The organism is Streptomyces sp. NPDC004435 (assembly GCF_042873895.1).
GTDB lineage: Bacteria > Actinomycetota > Actinomycetes > Streptomycetales > Streptomycetaceae > Streptomyces.
Genome location: NZ_JBIAMB010000023.1, coordinates 13,954 through 30,380, shown reverse-complemented (window position 1 = coordinate 30,380; position 16,427 = coordinate 13,954). Strand labels below are relative to the sequence as shown.

Annotated in this window: 15 protein-coding genes; 1 reads left to right on the top strand and 14 read right to left on the bottom strand. The window is 72.5% G+C overall.

The annotated features are described in order from the left end of the window. Positions 1-224: 224 nt before the first annotated feature. The 10 genes from aroQ to ACFYT9_RS32390 all read right to left on the bottom strand — a co-directional run bounded on the left by aroQ (position 225) and on the right by ACFYT9_RS32390 (position 10,286). Positions 225-677, bottom strand: coding sequence for a type II 3-dehydroquinate dehydratase (aroQ, locus tag ACFYT9_RS32435; RefSeq protein ID WP_387278546.1), 453 nt, complete (start codon positions 675-677; stop codon positions 225-227). Beyond that, positions 674-1,771, bottom strand: coding sequence for a 3-dehydroquinate synthase (gene aroB / locus ACFYT9_RS32430; protein ID WP_376597562.1), 1,098 nt, complete (start codon positions 1,769-1,771; stop codon positions 674-676). The genes aroQ and aroB overlap by 4 nt, the downstream gene beginning before the upstream one ends. Further along, positions 1,768-2,286, bottom strand: coding sequence for a shikimate kinase (locus ACFYT9_RS32425; RefSeq protein ID WP_376597560.1), 519 nt, complete (start codon positions 2,284-2,286; stop codon positions 1,768-1,770). Before ACFYT9_RS32425 ends, aroB begins: the two co-directional genes overlap by 4 nt. Beyond that, on the bottom strand, positions 2,283-3,467 hold the full coding sequence (gene aroC, locus ACFYT9_RS32420) for a chorismate synthase (protein ID WP_389169349.1): 1,185 nt from the start codon (positions 3,465-3,467) through the stop codon (positions 2,283-2,285). The genes ACFYT9_RS32425 and aroC overlap by 4 nt, the downstream gene beginning before the upstream one ends. Before the next feature lie 179 nt (positions 3,468-3,646). Beyond that, the gene (locus ACFYT9_RS32415) at positions 3,647-4,474 is read right to left on the bottom strand and encodes a shikimate dehydrogenase (protein ID WP_389169347.1); all 828 of its coding nucleotides are present in this window, start codon (positions 4,472-4,474) and stop codon (positions 3,647-3,649) included. Continuing rightward, a complete protein-coding gene (gene mltG, locus ACFYT9_RS32410; protein WP_389169345.1) occupies positions 4,471-6,252 on the bottom strand; it encodes an endolytic transglycosylase MltG in 1,782 nt (593 codons plus the stop codon). The genes ACFYT9_RS32415 and mltG overlap by 4 nt, the downstream gene beginning before the upstream one ends. Before the next feature lie 101 nt (positions 6,253-6,353). Then, positions 6,354-6,818, bottom strand: a complete 465-nt coding sequence (gene ruvX, locus ACFYT9_RS32405; RefSeq protein WP_389169495.1) for a Holliday junction resolvase RuvX — start codon at positions 6,816-6,818, stop codon at positions 6,354-6,356. A 2-nt stretch (positions 6,819-6,820) separates the two neighbouring features. Continuing rightward, positions 6,821-9,490, bottom strand: coding sequence for an alanine--tRNA ligase (gene alaS / locus ACFYT9_RS32400; protein WP_389169343.1), 2,670 nt, complete (start codon positions 9,488-9,490; stop codon positions 6,821-6,823). Then, positions 9,490-9,840: a DUF6167 family protein gene (locus tag ACFYT9_RS32395; RefSeq protein ID WP_376597548.1), complete on the bottom strand. Its 351-nt coding sequence runs from the start codon at positions 9,838-9,840 to the stop codon at positions 9,490-9,492. The genes alaS and ACFYT9_RS32395 overlap by 1 nt, the downstream gene beginning before the upstream one ends. A gap of 8 nt (positions 9,841-9,848) precedes the next feature. Then, on the bottom strand, positions 9,849-10,286 hold the full coding sequence (locus ACFYT9_RS32390) for a DUF948 domain-containing protein (protein WP_387278533.1): 438 nt from the start codon (positions 10,284-10,286) through the stop codon (positions 9,849-9,851). A gap of 167 nt (positions 10,287-10,453) precedes the next feature. On the opposite strand from ACFYT9_RS32390, the gene ACFYT9_RS32385 reads away from it, so the two are divergent. Beyond that, positions 10,454-12,613, top strand: a complete 2,160-nt coding sequence (locus ACFYT9_RS32385) for an ATP-binding protein (protein ID WP_389169341.1) — start codon at positions 10,454-10,456, stop codon at positions 12,611-12,613. A 58-nt stretch (positions 12,614-12,671) separates the two neighbouring features. Here the strand turns inward: ACFYT9_RS32385 and rpsD are convergent, their stop codons facing one another. The 4 genes from rpsD to ACFYT9_RS32365 form a co-directional block, all read right to left on the bottom strand. Next, the gene (gene rpsD, locus ACFYT9_RS32380; protein WP_043228069.1) at positions 12,672-13,286 is read right to left on the bottom strand and encodes a 30S ribosomal protein S4; all 615 of its coding nucleotides are present in this window, start codon (positions 13,284-13,286) and stop codon (positions 12,672-12,674) included. A 355-nt stretch (positions 13,287-13,641) separates the two neighbouring features. Continuing rightward, positions 13,642-14,349 (bottom strand): HNH endonuclease family protein, encoded by a 708-nt coding sequence (locus ACFYT9_RS32375; protein ID WP_389169339.1) that lies wholly within the window; start codon positions 14,347-14,349, stop codon positions 13,642-13,644. A 36-nt stretch (positions 14,350-14,385) separates the two neighbouring features. Continuing rightward, positions 14,386-15,738: a replication-associated recombination protein A gene (locus ACFYT9_RS32370; protein ID WP_376597572.1), complete on the bottom strand. Its 1,353-nt coding sequence runs from the start codon at positions 15,736-15,738 to the stop codon at positions 14,386-14,388. Positions 15,739-15,784: 46 nt separating this feature from the next. Continuing rightward, positions 15,785-16,399 (bottom strand): vitamin K epoxide reductase family protein, encoded by a 615-nt coding sequence (locus tag ACFYT9_RS32365; protein WP_389169337.1) that lies wholly within the window; start codon positions 16,397-16,399, stop codon positions 15,785-15,787. Between the last annotated feature and the right edge of the window lie 28 nt (positions 16,400-16,427).

Below are 16,427 nucleotides of genomic sequence, written 5' to 3'. Positions count from 1 at the left end.
GGTGCCACTCCGTCTCGTCGGCCTGGTGCGTCGGTGTGGGCGGCCGGTCGGTGCCGCGACTTCCGTGGCCCGTTCCGGTCGCCCGGGGATGCCAAAACGTTACCGCCCCGTCCCCCCGCTCGGGGAACGGGCGGGACCCCGACGAAAGTGCCCGGCCGTCCCGGACGGGCGTGCGCGGAGGGGCGGTCGTCTCACGACGGCCGCCCCGGGATTCCGCGTACCGCTCAGACCTGGGGGTCGAGCTCCTCGGCGAGGGCGCGCAGGGCGAGCCGGTACGAGCCGATGCCGAAACCGGCGACCGTGCCGCTCGCCACGGCGGCCACCACGGAGGTGTGCCGGAACTCCTCGCGGGTGTACGGGTTCGAGATGTGCACCTCGATCAGCGGGGCGGTGCGCTGCGCGGCCGCGTCCCGCATCCCGTACGAGTAGTGCGTGAAGGCGCCGGGGTTGAGGACGACGGGCACGCGCCCGTCGGCGGCCTCGTGCAGCCAGCGGATCATCTCGCCCTCGTCGTTGGTCTCCCTGACCTCGACGTCGAAGCCGAGCGTGGCGCCCAGCTCCCGGCAGGACTCGACGAGCCCCTTGTAGGAGGTGGCGCCGTAGATGTCGGGCTCGCGCGAGCCCAGCCGGCCGAGGTTCGGTCCGTTCAGCACCAGGACGCGGCGGGCCTCGCTCATGCGGAGAGCTCCCCGTAGGCGGCGACGAGGACGGCCGGGTCCGGGCCCTCCAGGACGGACGGCTTGGCGAGCCCGTCGAGGACGATGAAGCGCAGCAGGTCGCCGCGGGACTTCTTGTCCACCTTCATCGTCTCCAGGAGCTTGGGCCACTGGTCGCCGCGGTAGGTGAGCGGCAGGCCGACGGACTCCAGGATCGCGCGGTGCCGGTCGGCGGTGGCGTCGTCGAGGCGGCCGGCGAGGCGGCCCAGCTCAGCGGCGAAGACCATGCCGACGGAGACGGCGGCGCCGTGGCGCCACTTGTACCGCTCGTTCTTCTCGATGGCGTGCGCGAGGGTGTGCCCGTAGTTGAGGATCTCGCGGCGGCCGGACTCCTTGAGGTCGCCGGAGACGACGTCGGCCTTCACCTGGATCGACCGGACGATCAGCTCGGCGGTGTGCGGTCCCGCGGGCGTACGGGCGGCCTGCGGGTCCTCCTCGATGAGGTCGAGGATCACCGGGTCGGCGATGAAGCCGGCCTTGATGATCTCGGCCAGCCCGCTGACGAAATCGTGGACGGGCAGCGACTCCAGCGCGGCGAGGTCGCACAGGACACCGGCCGGCGGGTGGAAGGCGCCGACGAGGTTCTTGCCCTCGGCGGTGTTGATGCCGGTCTTGCCGCCGACGGCCGCGTCGACCATGCCGAGGACGGTGGTGGGGACGGCGATCCAGCGCACGCCCCGCAGCCAGGTCGCGGCGACGAAGCCGGCCAGGTCGGTGGTCGCGCCGCCGCCCACGCCGACGATGACGTCGGTGCGGGTGAAGCCGGTCTGGCCGAGCGCCTTCCAGCAGTACGCGGCGACCTCGGCGGTCTTCGCCTCCTCGGCGTTCGGCACCTGGATGGCGACGGCCTCGTACCCCTGCTCGGCGAGGTCCTCGCGGAGCGCCTCGCCGGTCCCGGCGAGCGCCTCGGGGTGGATGACGGCGACCCGCTTGGCCTTGTCCCCGATGAGGGAGGGGAGTTCGCCGAGCAACTGCCGGCCGACCAGCACCTCGTACGGATCCGTGCCCGCGCTTCCGCCGACGTGGATGCGGGTCACTTCCTGGTCCGTGGTCATGCGTCCTTCAGCTCCAGTGCGTCGAGGACCGCCTCGGCGACCTCTTCGGGGGTGCGGGCGTCGGTGGCGACCACGACGCTCGCGACTTCTTCGTACAGCGTGCGGCGGGCGTCCATCAGCTCGCGCCACTGGCGCCGCGGGTTGACCGCGAGCAGCGGCCGGGCCGCGCCGAGCCCGACCCGTCGTACGGCCTCCTCGACGTCCATCGAGAGGTACGCCACGGGCTGCCCGGCCAGCAGGGCGCGGGTGTCGGCGTCGAGGATCGCGCCGCCGCCGAGGGCGAGGACGCCCCGGTGGTCGGCGACGGCCCGCGCGACGGCGGCCTTCTCCAGGGCGCGGAAGCGCTCCTCGCCGTCCTCGACGAAGATGTCGGAGATCTCGCGGCCCTCGGCGGCGACGATGTCGGTGTCGGTGTCCCGGTAGGGCGCGCCGAGCCGTTCGGCCAGGAGCGCGCCCACCGTGGACTTGCCGGAACCCATCGGACCGACGAGGACGACCAGCGGGCCGCCGGTCACCGGATGTGCAGGTTGTCGAGGTAGGAGCGCACGTTGCGGCGGGTCTCGGGGACCGAGTCGCCGCCGAACTTCTCGACGACGGCGTCGGCGAGGACGAGGGCGACCATGGCCTCGGCCACGATGCCGGCGGCCGGGACGGCGCAGACGTCGGAGCGCTGGTGGTGGGCGGCGGCGACCTCGCCGGTCGCGACGTCGACGGTGGCGAGGGCGCGCGGGACGGTCGCGATCGGCTTCATCGCGGCGCGGACGCGCAGCAGCTCGCCGGTGGTGAGCCCGCCCTCGGTGCCGCCGGAGCGGCCGGAGCTGCGGCGGATGCCGTCGTCGGTCTTCACGATCTCGTCGTGGGCCTGCGAGCCGGGCACCCGGGCGAGGTCGAAGCCGTCGCCGACCTCGACGCCCTTGATGGCCTGGATGCCCATGAGCGCGCCGGCGAGCCGCGCGTCGAGCCGGCGGTCCCAGTGGACGTGCGAGCCGAGGCCGACGGGCACGCCGTACGCGAGGACCTCGACGACGCCGCCGAGGGTGTCGCCGTCCTTGTGGGCCTGGTCGATCTCGGCGACCATCGCCTTCGACGCGTCGGCGTCGAGGCAGCGGACCGGGTCCGCGTCGAGCTTCTCGACATCGGCGGGGGTCGGGTAGACGCCGTACGGCGCCTTGGCGGCGGCCAGCTCGATCACGTGGCTGACGATCTCGATGCCCGCGGCCTCCTTGAGGAAGGAGCGGGCGACGGCGCCGAGGGCGACGCGGGCGGCGGTCTCGCGGGCGCTGGCGCGCTCCAGGACCGGCCGGGCCTCGTCGAAGCCGTACTTCTGCATGCCGGCCAGGTCGGCGTGACCGGGCCGGGGCCGGGTCAGGGGCGCGTTGCGGCCGGTCTCCTTGAGCTCGGACGGGTCCACGGGGTCGGCCGACATGACCTTCTCCCACTTGGGCCACTCGGTGTTGCCGACCATCACCGCGATCGGCGACCCGAGGGAGAGCCCGTGCCGGACACCGCCCAGGAAGGTGATCTCGTCCTGCTCGAACTTCATCCGGGCGCCGCGCCCATAGCCGAGGCGCCGCCGCGCGAGGTGGTCCGCCACCAGCTCAGTGGTGACCGGGACGCCGGCGGGAAGGCCCTCCAGCGTCGCGACCAGCGCGGGTCCGTGGGACTCCCCAGCGGTCAGCCAACGCAACCTGCTCAACGATGCTCCTCATGCTCGCGCCTGGGCACTGCGACGGCAGGGCCGGGCGCGCGGCCCTGACCCGCCACCCCTGATCCTCCCACGTCCGGGGCGCGGGCCCGGCCTCCGGTCCAGCTATCGGGACGCGCGCCCCGCCGTTCCGGACGGCCGGGCGCGCGGTGGGGAGGGTCGTGGCGGGGTCAGTGCGCGGCGAGGGCCGCCTCGCCGGCGGCGCGCATCGCGGCCAGGGGGGCGCGCGGGACGCCCGTCATCTGTTCGACCTGGAGGACCGCCTGGTGGACCAGGAGGTCCAGGCCGCCGAGCACCTTGCCGCCGTGGTCGGACCAGGCGGCGGCAAGGGCGGTGGGCCAGGGGTCGTAGAGGACGTCGAAGAGGGTGCCGGGGCGGTCGGGGACGGCCGCGGCCAGCGTGTCGGTCGTGCCGGCGGGGGTGGTGGCGATCACCAGCGGGGCGGCGAACGCCTCCGCCGCGTCGTCCCAGTCGGCGGTGCGGACGTCCACGCCGAGGCGGTCGCCCCAGCCGCGCATCTCCCGCGCCCGGGCCTCGCTGCGGACGTACGCCGTGACCGGGCCGGCGCAGATCCGGGCCAGCGCGGCGAGCGCGGAGGAGGCGGTGGCGCCGGCGCCGAGGATCGCCGCGGACTCCACCTTCTCGATGCCGCGCTCGCTCAGGGCGGCGATCATGCCGGGGATGTCGGTGTTGTCGCCGAACCGGCTGCCGTCCTCGCGGAGGACCACGGTGTTGACCGCCTCCACGGCCGCGGCCGTCCCGCTGACCTCGTCGAGCAGCGGGATGACCGCCCGCTTGAGCGGCATGGTCAGGGACAGACCGGCCCACGAGCCGTCGAGCTCCCCGACGAAGCCCGGCAACGCGGCCTCGTCGATCTCGAAGCGGTCGTAGGACCAGTCGTCGAGCCCGAGCTCCGCGTACGCGGCGCGGTGCAGGACCGGGGAGAGCGAGTGGGCGATCGGCGAGCCGAGGACGGCGGCGCGGTGCTGTGTGCTCACTGTCCGGACTTCTCCCGTTCGTTCTGGTACTCCGCCACGTTCTGGTTGTGTTCCTTCAGGGTCTCGGAGAAGACCGTCTTGTTCTCGTTGATCGACACGAAGTAGTACCAGGGCCCGTCGGCCGGGGCGATGGCCGAGTTCAGCGCCTCGATGCCGGGGTTGCTGATGGGCCCGGGGACGAGGCCCTTCACGTCGTACGCGTAGGTGTTGTACGGGTCCTTGATCTTCCGCATCTCCTCGACGGTGCCGACGTCCAGGGTGCTCTTCCCCCGGAGGTAGTTCACCGTGGAGTCGAACTCCAGGCGCCCGGCCGTCTCCGAGTTGTCCGGCTTCAGGCGGTTGTAGACCACCCGGGCCACCTTGTCGAAGTCGTGCTTGTACTTGCCCTCGACCTGCACGAGGCTGGCGACGGTCAGGAGCTCCCAGGGCCCCTTCAGGCCCTGCGCCTTCGCCTTCTCCGCCAGGTCCAGCTTCATGTACTCCTGGTTGGCGCGGCTCACCATCTTCTTGAGAGCGGCCTCCGGCTTCGAGCCCTTCGCCAGCGGGTAGCTGGCGGGGAAGAGGAAGCCTTCCAGCGGGTCCTTGAGCTTGTCGTGGCCCTTGGCCCAGTCGGGCAGGCCGAGGGAGTCGGCCTTGTCGAAGGCGAGCTCCTTCGTGGTGCCCGGTTCGAGGTCGAGGCGGGTGTCGATCTGCTCGTACACCCAGGCGTTGCGCTTGCCCTCGGGGATGATCAGGTTGGCCTGGCTGGCCGGGTCCAGCATGAGCGCGACCGCGCTCTCCGCCGACATCTCCTTCTTCAGGGTGTAGGCGCCGGCCTGGATCGAGTTGCCCTTGGCGTTCTGGTTCTGCGCCGCGACGAAGGCGTCGACGCTCTTCACGACGCCGGCCTGCTTGAGGATGTTGCCGATCTCGTTGCCGTACGCGCCCTTGGGGATCTCGACCTGGACCTCGCCGGAACCGCTGCCCGCGAAGTCGGGCGCCTCGCCGAACTGGCCCTGCCAGAACTGGTAGCCGAAGTAGCCGATGCCGCCGACGCCGCCGACGAGGACCGCGGCGACGAGCAGGCAGGCCATGCCGTTCTTGCCCTTGCGTTTCTTCTCCTTGCCGCGGCGCTCGCGGTCGCGGTCGTCGCCGCCCCGGCCCCTGCCGCGGCGCGGGGACGGCTCGTCGTCCTCGTCGTCGTCGCCGGTGAAGAAGGGGTGCGACTCCTCCGGCTCCTGCCGGGCGGCGGACTCACGCTCGGGCTCGGGCTCGGGTTCCGGCTGCCAGTCGACGACCGGCTCCGGCGGCTGCTGCCTGCGGCCGGGCGGCTGGGGCGGCGGGTAGGCCTCGGGGGTGCCGTAGAGATCGGGCTGCCCGCCGTACGGATCGGCGGGCGGCGTGTTGTAGGCCATCGCGGCCTGGCCCGTCTCCCAGGCGCCGTCGTACGTCTGTCCGGGCTGGCCGGGCGTGTCGTACCCCTGGTCCCAGCCGGTCTGACCGTACGCCTGTGCGGGGGCCTGGCCCTGTTGGCCGTACATCTGCGCGTGCGGGTCGACGTACCCCTGCTGCTGGTACTGCTGCTGGTACGCGGCCTGCTGCTGGTACGGGTCGACCCCGTAGCCCTGCTGGGCGTACGGGTCCTGGTAGGGCTGACCGCCCTGGTCGTAGGGCATCGCCTGCTGCGGCTGCTGAGGCTGCTGGTGGTACTGCTGCTGACCTTCCCACCCCTGGTCCCCGTAGAGCGGGTCCGCGGGGTGCCACGGTTCGGGGCCCTGGCCCCGGCCATACTCAGTCATCGATCCCCAAACAGCCGCGAGGCTTCCGGACGATCCGCCTCTACGTAGTGCGGCAGCTGTTCGAACACCGCCGCATCGCGCGGAACGTTACCGTATCGCGATCAGATGACCACTTCGACGCCCTCACCGGGCGGATTACCTGATACCCGTTCGGACTCAAGAGCGTTCTGAAGGATGATCACAGCGGCGGCCTGGTCGATGACCGAGCGGCCCTTCTTGGCCTTCACCCCGGAGGCCCGCAGGCCCTGGGTCGCCGTCACCGTCGTCATCCGCTCGTCGACCAGGCGGACCGGCACCGGGGCGATGCCCTTGGCCAGCTCCCCCGCGAAGGCACGGACCTTGGTCGCGGCCGGGCCCTCCCGCCCGCTGAGCGAGCGGGGCAGGCCCACGACGACCTCGATCGGCTCGTACTCCTCGACGATCCGGCGGAGCCGCCGGTGGGCGGCCGGGACGTCACGTCCCGGCACGGTCTCCACCGGCGTGGCGAGGACCCCGTCGGGGTCGCACGAGGCGACCCCGATCCGGGCGTCCCCGACGTCGACCGCGATACGGCGGCCGCGGCGCATCGTCACGCCGTCTCCACCACGAGTCGCTCGACGGCGGCGATGGCCTCGCCGACGGCCTCCGGGTTCTGACCGCCTCCCTGGGCGACGTCCGGCTTGCCGCCGCCACCGCCGCCGAGGGTCTTGGCGGCCGTACGGACCAGCTCGCCGGCCTTGAGACCGCGCTCGCGGGCGGCCTCGTTGGTGGCGATGACCGTCAGCGGCTTGCCGTTGGCCGTGGTGAACAGGGCCACGACGGCCGGACGGTCGGAGGGGATCCGGCCGCGCACGTCGAGGACGAGCCGGCGCAGGTCGTCGGCGCCGGTGCCGTCCGGGACCTGACCGGTGACCAGGGCGAGGCCGCGGATGTCCTTGGCGGAGTCGACCAGGCCGGCGGCGGCCTGGAGGACCTTCTCCGCGCGGAACTTCTCGATCTCCTTCTCGGCGTCCTTCAGCTTGCCGAGCATGGCGGAGATCTTCTCCGGCAGCTCCTCCGCGCGACCCTTGACCAGCTCCTGGAGCTGGGCGACGACCGTGTGCTCCTTGGCGAGGAAGTTGTACGCGTCGACGCCGACCAGGGCCTCGATGCGGCGCACGCCGGAGCCGATGGAGGACTCGCCGAGGAGCTTCACCAGGCCGAGGGCGGCGGTGTTCTTGACGTGCGTACCGCCGCACAGCTCCTTGGAGAAGTCGCCGATGGTGACGACGCGGACCTGCTCGCCGTACTTCTCGCCGAACTCGGCGATGGCGCCCTGCCGCTTGGCCTCGTCGATCGGCATGACCTCGGCGTGGACCTCCAGCTCGCGCGAGAGGACCTCGTTGATCTTCTGCTCGACGTCCGTGAGGACCGTGCCGGGGACCGCGTTCGGCGAACCGAAGTCGAAGCGGAAGCGGCCGGGCTGGTTCTCCGAACCGGCCTGGGCGGCCGTCGGGCCGAGGGCGTCGCGCAGCGCCTGGTGGGTCAGGTGGGTGGCCGAGTGGGCACGGGCGATGGCCTGGCGGCGGCGCACGTCGATGGTGGCGTAGGCGGTGGCGCCCACGGTCACCTCGCCGACCTGCACGGAACCCTTGTGCACCGAGACGCCCGGGACCGGCTGCTGGACGTCGCGGATGTCGATGACCGCGCCGGTGTGCAGCTTGATCCGGCCCTGGTCGGCGATCTGGCCACCGCCCTCGGCGTAGAAGGGGGTCCGGTCGAGGACGACCTCGACCTCGTCGCCCTCGGAGGCGGCGGGCGAGGAGACGCCGTTGACGAGGAGGCCGACGACCGTGGTCTCGCCCTCGGTGCTGGTGTAGCCGGTGAACGAGGTCGCGCCGTTGCCGTCGGCGATCTCCCGGTACGCGCTCATGTCGGCGTGGCCGGTCTTCTTGGCCTTGGCGTCGGCCTTGGCGCGGTCCCGCTGCTCCTTCATCAGGCGGCGGAAGCCGTCCTCGTCCACGGAGAGGCCCTGCTCGGCGGCCATCTCCAGGGTGAGGTCGATCGGGAAGCCCCAGGTGTCGTGGAGCAGGAAGGCCTTCTCGCCGGCGAGGACCTTGCCGCCGGCGGCCTTGGTCTCGGTGACGGCGGTGTCGAGGATGTTGGTGCCGCCCTTGAGGGCCTTGAGGAACGCGGCCTCCTCGGCGAGGGCGACCGTCTCGATCCGCTTGCGGTCGGTCTCCAGCTCCGGGTACTGCTCGCCCATGGTCGTGATGACCGTGTCGACGAGGGCGCCGACGACCGGGCCGGTGGCGCCGAGCAGGCGCATGTTGCGGACGGCGCGGCGCATGATGCGGCGGAGCACGTAGCCGCGGCCCTCGTTGCCCGGGGTGACGCCGTCACCGATGAGCATGACCGAGGTGCGCATGTGGTCGGCGACCACGCGCAGCGAGACGTCGCTGTCGTGGGCCTTGCCGTAGTCGACGCCGGTGAGCTCGGTGGCCTTGTCGATGACGACCTTGAGGGTGTCCGTCTCGTACATGTTCTGGACGCCCTGGAGGATCATCGCCAGGCGCTCCAGGCCGAGGCCCGTGTCGATGTTCTTCGACGGCAGCTCGCCGAGGATCGGGAAGTCCTCCTTGCCGGAGCCCTCACCGCGCTCGTACTGCATGAAGACCAGGTTCCAGATCTCCACGTACCGCTCGTCGTTGACGGCCGGGCCGCCCTCGACGCCGAACTCGGGGCCGCGGTCGTAGTTGATCTCGGAGCACGGGCCGCACGGGCCGGGGACGCCCATGGACCAGTAGTTGTCCTTCTTGCCGAGGCGCTGGATCCGCTCGGCGGGGACGCCGACGACGTCGCGCCAGATGCGCTCGGCCTCGTCGTCCTCCAGGTAGACGGTGATCCAGAGCTTCTCCGGCTCCAGCCCGTAGCCGCCGTGCTCCACCGGGGAGGTCAGCAGCTCCCAGGCGAGCTTGATGGCGCCTTCCTTGAAGTAGTCGCCGAAGGAGAAGTTGCCGCACATCTGGAAGAACGTGCCGTGGCGGGTGGTCTTGCCGACCTCCTCGATGTCCGGCGTGCGCACGCACTTCTGCACGCTGGAGGCGCGGGTGAACGGCGGCTTCACCTCGCCCAGGAAGTAGGGCTTGAAGGGCACCATGCCGGCGGGGACGAGCAGCAGAGTCGGGTCGTCCGCGATGAGCGACGCCGAAGGGACGACGGTGTGCCCGCGCTCCTCGAAGAAGCTCAGCCAGCGGCGGCGGATTTCAGCCGACTCCATCAGTGGTCCTCATTCCGGTTGTACGAGATCGTGCGCGACGAATGCGTGGTCGTGGTCTTGTGCGGGGTCCGGCCGAGCGCGGCACGGCGGCGGGGCTCCGGGAGTTCCGGGTCCGCGGGCGGCGGTGCGTCGAGGCCGAGCACCTCGCCCAGTTCGGCCTCCCGCTGGACCATGCCCGCCCTCACGTCGAGGGCGAAGTCCTTGAGCCGGTGCCCCGCCTCGACCGCCTTGTTCGCGGCCTGCGCCGCGAGGCTCTCGGGGGTCAGCTGCTGGATCTTGCGGTTGACCTTGGTGGTGGCCCAGACGCCGGCGGCTGCGCCGGCCGTGAACCAGAACGTGCGGCGGAACATCGCGGCACTCAGCCCTTCTGCTTCCGGCGCCGTGCGAGGGGCACGGTGCGGCCGACGATCACGGTGCGGCGCCCGGTGGCGGGCGGCGCCTCCTCGCGCTCCCGGCTCCGGCCGAGCGCCCTGCGGACCCCGTAGCCGAACGCGGCGACCTTGACGAGCGGGCCTCCGAAGGTGGAGGCGACGGTGGTCGAGAGCGCGGACGCGTTGGCGGTGACCTCCTGGACGTCGGAGGCGATGGCGTCGACCCGGTCGAGCTGGTTCTGCGCCGAGCGGACGGTCGCCGACGCGTCGGCGAGCAGGGGAACGGCCTGCTCGGTCACGTCCGCCACGAGTCTGGTGGTCGCCCGGAGCGTCTGCGCCAGCCTCGCCAGCACCACGGCGAGGAAGGAGACGAGGATCGCCCAGAACACGGCCACCAGGATCCCGGCAACCTCTCCACCGGTCACTGCGCACCGCTCTCTGCTGTCGTCATCGGTCGTTCGGTCATGCGAAAAGTCGTCCCCCGAGCCTATCGCGCCCGGGCTGTCACGCCGTACCGCATTACCGCCCGTGGGACGGGAGTTACGCGATCGGATTGTACGGAGTGCGCGCGGATGAGTACGCTCCGTGTCCCATGCGACGCAGTACTCTCCCGGCGGAGCTCAACCGGTTCGTCGGACGGACCGACGAGCTGGCCGACCTGGCCGCGCTCCTGTCCGAGTCACGCCTCGTCACGGTTCTCGGTGTGGGCGGGGTCGGCAAGACCCGACTGGCCCTGCGGGCCGCCGCCGCCGTGCAGAAACGCTACGGCGAAGAGGTGCGGCTCGCGGAGTGCGCACCCCTGCGCGACCCGGAACTGGTCGAGCACACCCTCGTGGAGGCGCTCGGCCTGACCGACCACACCCTCCGCGGACCGCGCGAGGTGCTGGTCGAGCACCTCGCCGACCGCCGGCTGCTCCTCGTCCTGGACGGCTTCGAGCACCTGGTCGAGTTCTGCGCCCCGCTCGTCCGCGACCTGCTCGCGGCGGCACCCGGGTTGACCGTGCTCGCCACCGGCCGCCGCCCGCTGCGGGTGCCGGGCGAGGCGGTGCTGACCCTGGCGCCGATGGACGAGCCGGACGCGATGGCGCTCCTCGCCGAGCGGGCGGCCCGGGCCGGCGCGCCCGCCGTCACGGACGAGGCCGCGCTGCGGGAGCTGTGCCGGCGGCTCGACGGGATCCCGCTCGCCCTCGAACTGGCGGCGGGCCGGCTGCCGCTGCTCTCCGTGGAGCAGCTCCTCGTCCGGCTGGACGACCGCTTCCGGCTGCTCGGCGACGGCGGGCGCGGGGTCCTCCCCCGCCACCGGACCCTGCGCACCGCGATCGGCTGGAGCCACGAGCTGTGCACCCCGGAGGAGCGGCTGCTCTGGGCTCGGCTCTCGGTCTTCGCCGGTCCGTTCGACCTGGAGGCCGTGGAGTACGTGTGCGGGGGCCCGGACCTGCCGCAGGAGGAGATCCTCGACGTGCTGGGCGGTCTGCTCGCCCAGTCGCTGGTGGCCCGGGAGGACACGGCGGCGGGCCCGGGCTACCGGATGCTGGACACGGTGGCGGCGTACGGGGCGGAGTGGCTGGCGGCGCTGGGCGACACCGAGCGGATGCGGCGGCGGCACCGGGACTGGTACATGGGCCTGGCGACCTGGTGCGAGCTGGAGTGGTTCAGCCCCCGGCAGGAGGAGGTGGCGGCCCGGACGGCCGCGGCGCTGCCGAACCTGCGGGCGGCGCTCGACGTGTGCCTGGAGCTGCCGGAGGACGCCCACCTCGCCCAGCACCTGGCGGGCACGCTCTGGTTCGCGTGGGTGGGGTGCGGGCGGCTGTCGGAGGGGCGGCACTGGCTGGACCGGGCGCTGGCCCTGGAGTCGGAGCACGAGGAGGCCCGGCTGAAGGCGCTGTGGGTGCTCGGTTACGTGGCGGTCCTCCAGGGCGACCCGACCGCCGCGGTCGCCGCGCTGCACTCCTGCCGGGAGCGGGCGCGGGCGTCGCGGAACCGGCTGGCGGTGGCGTACGCGACGCACCGGCTGGGCTGTCTGGCGCTGCTCTCCGACGACTTCCCGCGCGCCGAGGACCTGCTGGGCCGGGCGCTCGACGCGTACGCGGAGCTGGGCGAGCTGAACAGCAATGTGCTGATGGGCCGGGTGGAGCTGGCGATGGCGCGGGCCTTCCGGGGCGATCTGGAGGGTGCGACGGCGATCTGCCGGGAGGTGCGGGAGGTCTGCGAGGAGCGCGGGGAGCGCTGGTCACGGGCGTACGCGCTGTACGTGCTGGCGTTCTCGGCGTGGACGCGTGGGGCTCTGCCGGAGGCGCGGGAACTGCTGGTGGAGTGTCTGACGATCAACCACCTCTTCCGTGACCGGGTGGGGGTGGTGCTGGCCGTGGAACTGCTGGCGCTGGTGACGGTGAGCGAGGGCGACCCGGTGGAGGCGGCGGTGCTCCAGGGCGCGGCGCTGCCGGTCTGGGACACGGTGGGGGTGCGGCTCTTCGGGTCGGGCTCGTTCGACGGGCCGCGGGCGCTGTGCGCGGGGCGGGCGGTGGAGGAGCTGGGCGCCGAGCGGTACGAGGAGTTGTTCCGGCTCGGGCGCGGGCTGTCGCTGGACGAGGCGGTGGAGCGGGCGGTGGCCGACCGGTCGGGGGTGGTCACGGCCGGGCTGCCGGGCGCGGTGGCGCCGAGGCCGTTCCGCACGGCGTGCCGGCCGGTGGTGCCGGGAACGCGGAAGCCCGCCGGCTCCCCCACCGGAAAGGGTGGGGAAGCGGCGGGCTGAGCACTGCGGGGTGATCCTCCGGCGCTGCCGCCGGGAGGTGCCCCCTTCGACCGCTGGATCAGCGGGCGTAGTACTCGACGACCAGCTGCTCGTCGCAGATGACCGGGATCTCCTTGCGGTTCGGCTCGCGGTCCAGGCGGAAGGCCAGGGCCTTCAGGTTGACCTGGAGGTAGCGCGGGGTCTCGCCGTCGGGGGCGAAGCCACCCTCGCGGGCGACCTGGAACAGGGTCTTCGCGCGGGACTTCTCGCGGACCATCACGACGTCGTCGGGACGGACGCGGAAGGACGGCTTGTCGACCTTGCCACCGTTGACCTGGATGTGGCCGTGGACGACCATCTGACGGGCCTGGTAGATGGTGCGGGCGATGCCCGAACGCAGGACCAGGGCGTCGAGACGGCGCTCGAGCTCGACGACCAGCGCCTCGCCCGTCTTGCCCTCGGCCTTCTTGGCGCGGTCGTAGGCGCGCGCCATCTGGCGCTCGCTGATGTCGTACTGGGCACGCAGACGCTGCTTCTCGAGCAGACGGACCTTGTAGTCCGAGTTCTGCTTGCGGCCACGGCCGTGCTCGCCCGGCGGGTAGGGACGGGCCTCGAAGTACTTGACGGCCTTCGGCGTCAGCGCGATACCGAGCGCACGGGACTTCTTGACCTTGGGGCGGGCCTGGTTCGGCATGAACCAACCTCTCTGTCTGAACGAATACGGCTTCACCAGTGGTTAGGGAGGTCGCAATCCGCAGCCGGGAAAACCCTGCGGGTCCGCGAGGGACCCTCGGGCAGCCGCTTCCCGGTCTGGGCACGTACGTGCAGCACGCGAACGACCCACCGCCGGTCCCGGGTACCCGGGGGGTGGTGGGTGGCACGCGACACCTTCGAGGTGCGCGACGCTCCTGGAAACCCTGCCCGGGGGCCGGGTCTCCTGCTGACTGTCCCGCTCTGGTGGCGCCGGCCTGGGCCGGACACGGGACGCAGCGATCCCGACCAGTGTACCGGCTCCCCGGAGCGCCGCGGCCCGGGGTGGCCGCCCGGGCTCAGCGGCAGCCGGCGAGCAGCTTCTCCAGTGCCTTCTTCTCCGGCGGGGAGACGGTGAGGGCGTACTTGGCCTTGATGCCGGTCCAGCGGCGGCCGTACTCGCACCGGTAGGCGGCGCGGGGCGGCAGCCACGTGTCGGGCGTCCTGCTGCTCTTCTCGAAGTTGGCGTCCTTGTCGGTGGCGAGCAGCACGTCGAGGTCGTTGGCGTAGGCGAGCCGGCGGCCTGGCGTCCAGGCCCAGGCTCCGGCCCGCCAGGCGGCGCCGAGGGCGACGACGTGGTCGGTCTGGATCCGGGATGCCTTGCGGTAGCTGTAGGGCAGTCTCTTCCCGGTGTACGGGTCGTGGAGCACTCCGGACAGGACGACGCAGGGGTTGCGGTCGCCGACGCGGAGCTCTCGGAGGTCGCGGCGGAGGACGTCGTCGCGGGTGTCGCAGCCGTTGCGTCCGCCGGGCGCGTCGGTCGCGTCGGACCACCCGTCGCCGAACTTCTTCCGGTCGTACGTCCGCCAGTGCTCGCCCCAGGCCACCTTCAGCCCGGCGAGCTGGGCCCGGGCCCGGTCGGCGGCGGGCGGGAAGCCGGCGGAGAGCAGCGGTGCGACGGCCGGGCGCGCCGGGGCGGACGGGGCCGGCGCGGGCCCGCCGCCGGCGCAGCCGGTGAGGGCGAGCGTCCCGAGCGCGAGGAGGCCCGCCGTACGGAACCGGATCATGGTCCGAGGGTAGGGGGCGGCCGGCCGCTCCGCCCGTCAGCCTCCGTCGCCCTTCAGCCGCTCGCGGACCCGCTCGACCACGTCCGCGTAGCGGGCCTCGGCGCCATAGCGGGTGGGCTCGTAGTAGCGCCTGCCGTGGAGGGCGTCGGGGGCGTACTGCTGGGCGGCGATCCCGCCGGGCACGTCGTGCGGGTAGACGTACCCCTGGGCGTGGCCCAGCTTGGCGGCGCCCTTGTAGTGGCCGTCGCGGAGGTGGGCCGGGACGGGGCCCGCGAGGCCGTTGCGCACGTCCTCGCGGGCGGCGGAGATCGCGAGGGTCGCCGTGTTGGACTTGGGGGCCAGGGCGAGGGCGATGGTGGCGTGGCTGAGGGTGAGGGCGGCCTCGGGGAAGCCGATCATGGCGACGGCCTGGGCGGCGGCGACGGCGAGCGGCAGGGCCTGCGGGTCGGCGAGGCCGATGTCCTCGCTGGCGGAGATCATCAGCCGGCGGGCGATGAAGCGGGGGTCCTCCCCGGCCTCGATCATGCGGGCGAGGTAGTGCAGGGCCGCGTCGACGTCGGAGCCGCGGATGGACTTGATGAGCGCGCTGGCGACGTCGTAGTGCTGGTCGCCGTCCCGGTCGTACGTCACGGCCGCCCGGTCGACGGCCTCCTCGACGGTCTGGAGGGTGATCTCCCGCTCGCTCTTGGCGAGGGCGCCGCCCGCGGCGGCCTCCAGGGCGGTCAGGGCGCGCCGGGCGTCGCCGCCGGCGATCCGGAGCAGATGGGCGCGGGCGTCGTCGCCGAGCTCGACGGCGCCGCCGAGGCCGCGCTCCTCGGTGACGGCCCGGTCCATGAGGCCGCTGAGGTCCGCGTCGGTGAGCGGCTCCAGGGTGAGGAGCAGGGAGCGGGAGAGGAGCGGGGAGATCACCGAGAAGTAGGGGTTCTCGGTGGTGGCGGCGATGAGGGTGACCCAGCGGTTCTCGACGGCGGGCAGCAGGGAGTCCTGCTGGGCCTTGGAGAAGCGGTGGATCTCGTCGAGGAAGAGGACGGTCTCCTTGCCGTAGCCGCCGGAGGCGCGGCGGGCGCCCTCGATGACGGCCCGGACCTCCTTGACGCCGGCGGTGATCGCGGAAAGCTCGACGAAGCGCTTGTCGGTGGCCTTGGAGACCACGTACGCGAGGGTGGTCTTGCCGATGCCGGGCGGGCCCCAGAGGATCACCGAGGAGGCGCCCGCCGGGCCGTTCCCCTCGCCGACGAGCCGTCGCAGCGGTGACCCGGGCTTGAGCAGATGGCTCTGGCCCACCACCTCGTCGAGGGTGCGGGGGCGCATCCGGACCGCCAGCGGGCTGCTGGACGGGTCCTTCTCCTGGCGTTCTTCGGCGGCTGCGGTGAAAAGGTCGGGCTCCACGTCCATGAAGCCTAGGTCACGCCACCGACAAGCCGGGCGGGAGCGGTCAGCTCGTCCAGAAGTCCCACCACCGGGTGAGGATCAGCATGCCGATGATCCCGAGGTGCAGGACGGGCAGGACCCAGGTGAACTCGGCGAAGAAGGTCCGCAGGCCGGCCGGGGCGGGGATCGCTCCGGAGCGGACGTTGTGCGAGGTCACGTACCAGAACATGACGATGGTGGCGGCCCAGGCGAGGCAGCACCACAGGCAGAGCGAGTTGATCTCGTACAGGGACTGCTGCATGAGCCAGGTGCAGAAGCCGACGCCGAAGAGCGTGCCGGCGTTGAGGCCGAGCCAGAACCAGCGGCGGTAGCGGGCGCCGGCGAGGAGGCCGGCGCCGATGGCGATCACCATGCCGTAGGTGACCAGGCCGAGCATGGGGTTGGGGAAGCCGAAGACCGACGCCTGCTCGCTCTTCATGATGTTGCCGCAGGAGACGATCGGGTTGAGGCTGCACCCGGGGACGAAGTTCGGGTCCTCCAGGAGCTTGAACTTGTCGAGGGTGATGACCCAGGCGGCGAGCAGCCCGGCCGCTCCGGTGATCACCAGGAGCCAGGCGAGGCCCCTGCCCGCGCCGACGGTCCCCGTCCGCTCCGTCGTCTGCGTACCGGCGTTCGTCATGCCTGCCTGTCCTCTTCCCTCGCTCGTG

Coding starts and splice junctions, on each gene's coding strand:
- aroQ (WP_387278546.1), bottom strand. CDS start 677: ATGAGCGAGGCCCGCCGCGTCCTGGTGCTGAACGGACCGAACCTCGGC.
- ACFYT9_RS32385 (WP_389169341.1), top strand. CDS start 10,454: ATGCGACGCAGTACTCTCCCGGCGGAGCTCAACCGGTTCGTCGGACGG.
- rpsD (WP_043228069.1), bottom strand. CDS start 13,286: ATGCCGAACCAGGCCCGCCCCAAGGTCAAGAAGTCCCGTGCGCTCGGT.
- ACFYT9_RS32365 (WP_389169337.1), bottom strand. CDS start 16,399: ATGACGAACGCCGGTACGCAGACGACGGAGCGGACGGGGACCGTCGGC.
- ACFYT9_RS32375 (WP_389169339.1), bottom strand. CDS start 14,349: ATGATCCGGTTCCGTACGGCGGGCCTCCTCGCGCTCGGGACGCTCGCC.
- ruvX (WP_389169495.1), bottom strand. CDS start 6,818: ATGCGCCGCGGCCGCCGTATCGCGGTCGACGTCGGGGACGCCCGGATC.
- alaS (WP_389169343.1), bottom strand. CDS start 9,490: ATGGAGTCGGCTGAAATCCGCCGCCGCTGGCTGAGCTTCTTCGAGGAG.
- aroB (WP_376597562.1), bottom strand. CDS start 1,771: ATGACCACGGACCAGGAAGTGACCCGCATCCACGTCGGCGGAAGCGCG.
- ACFYT9_RS32395 (WP_376597548.1), bottom strand. CDS start 9,840: ATGTTCCGCCGCACGTTCTGGTTCACGGCCGGCGCAGCCGCCGGCGTC.
- mltG (WP_389169345.1), bottom strand. CDS start 6,252: ATGACTGAGTATGGCCGGGGCCAGGGCCCCGAACCGTGGCACCCCGCG.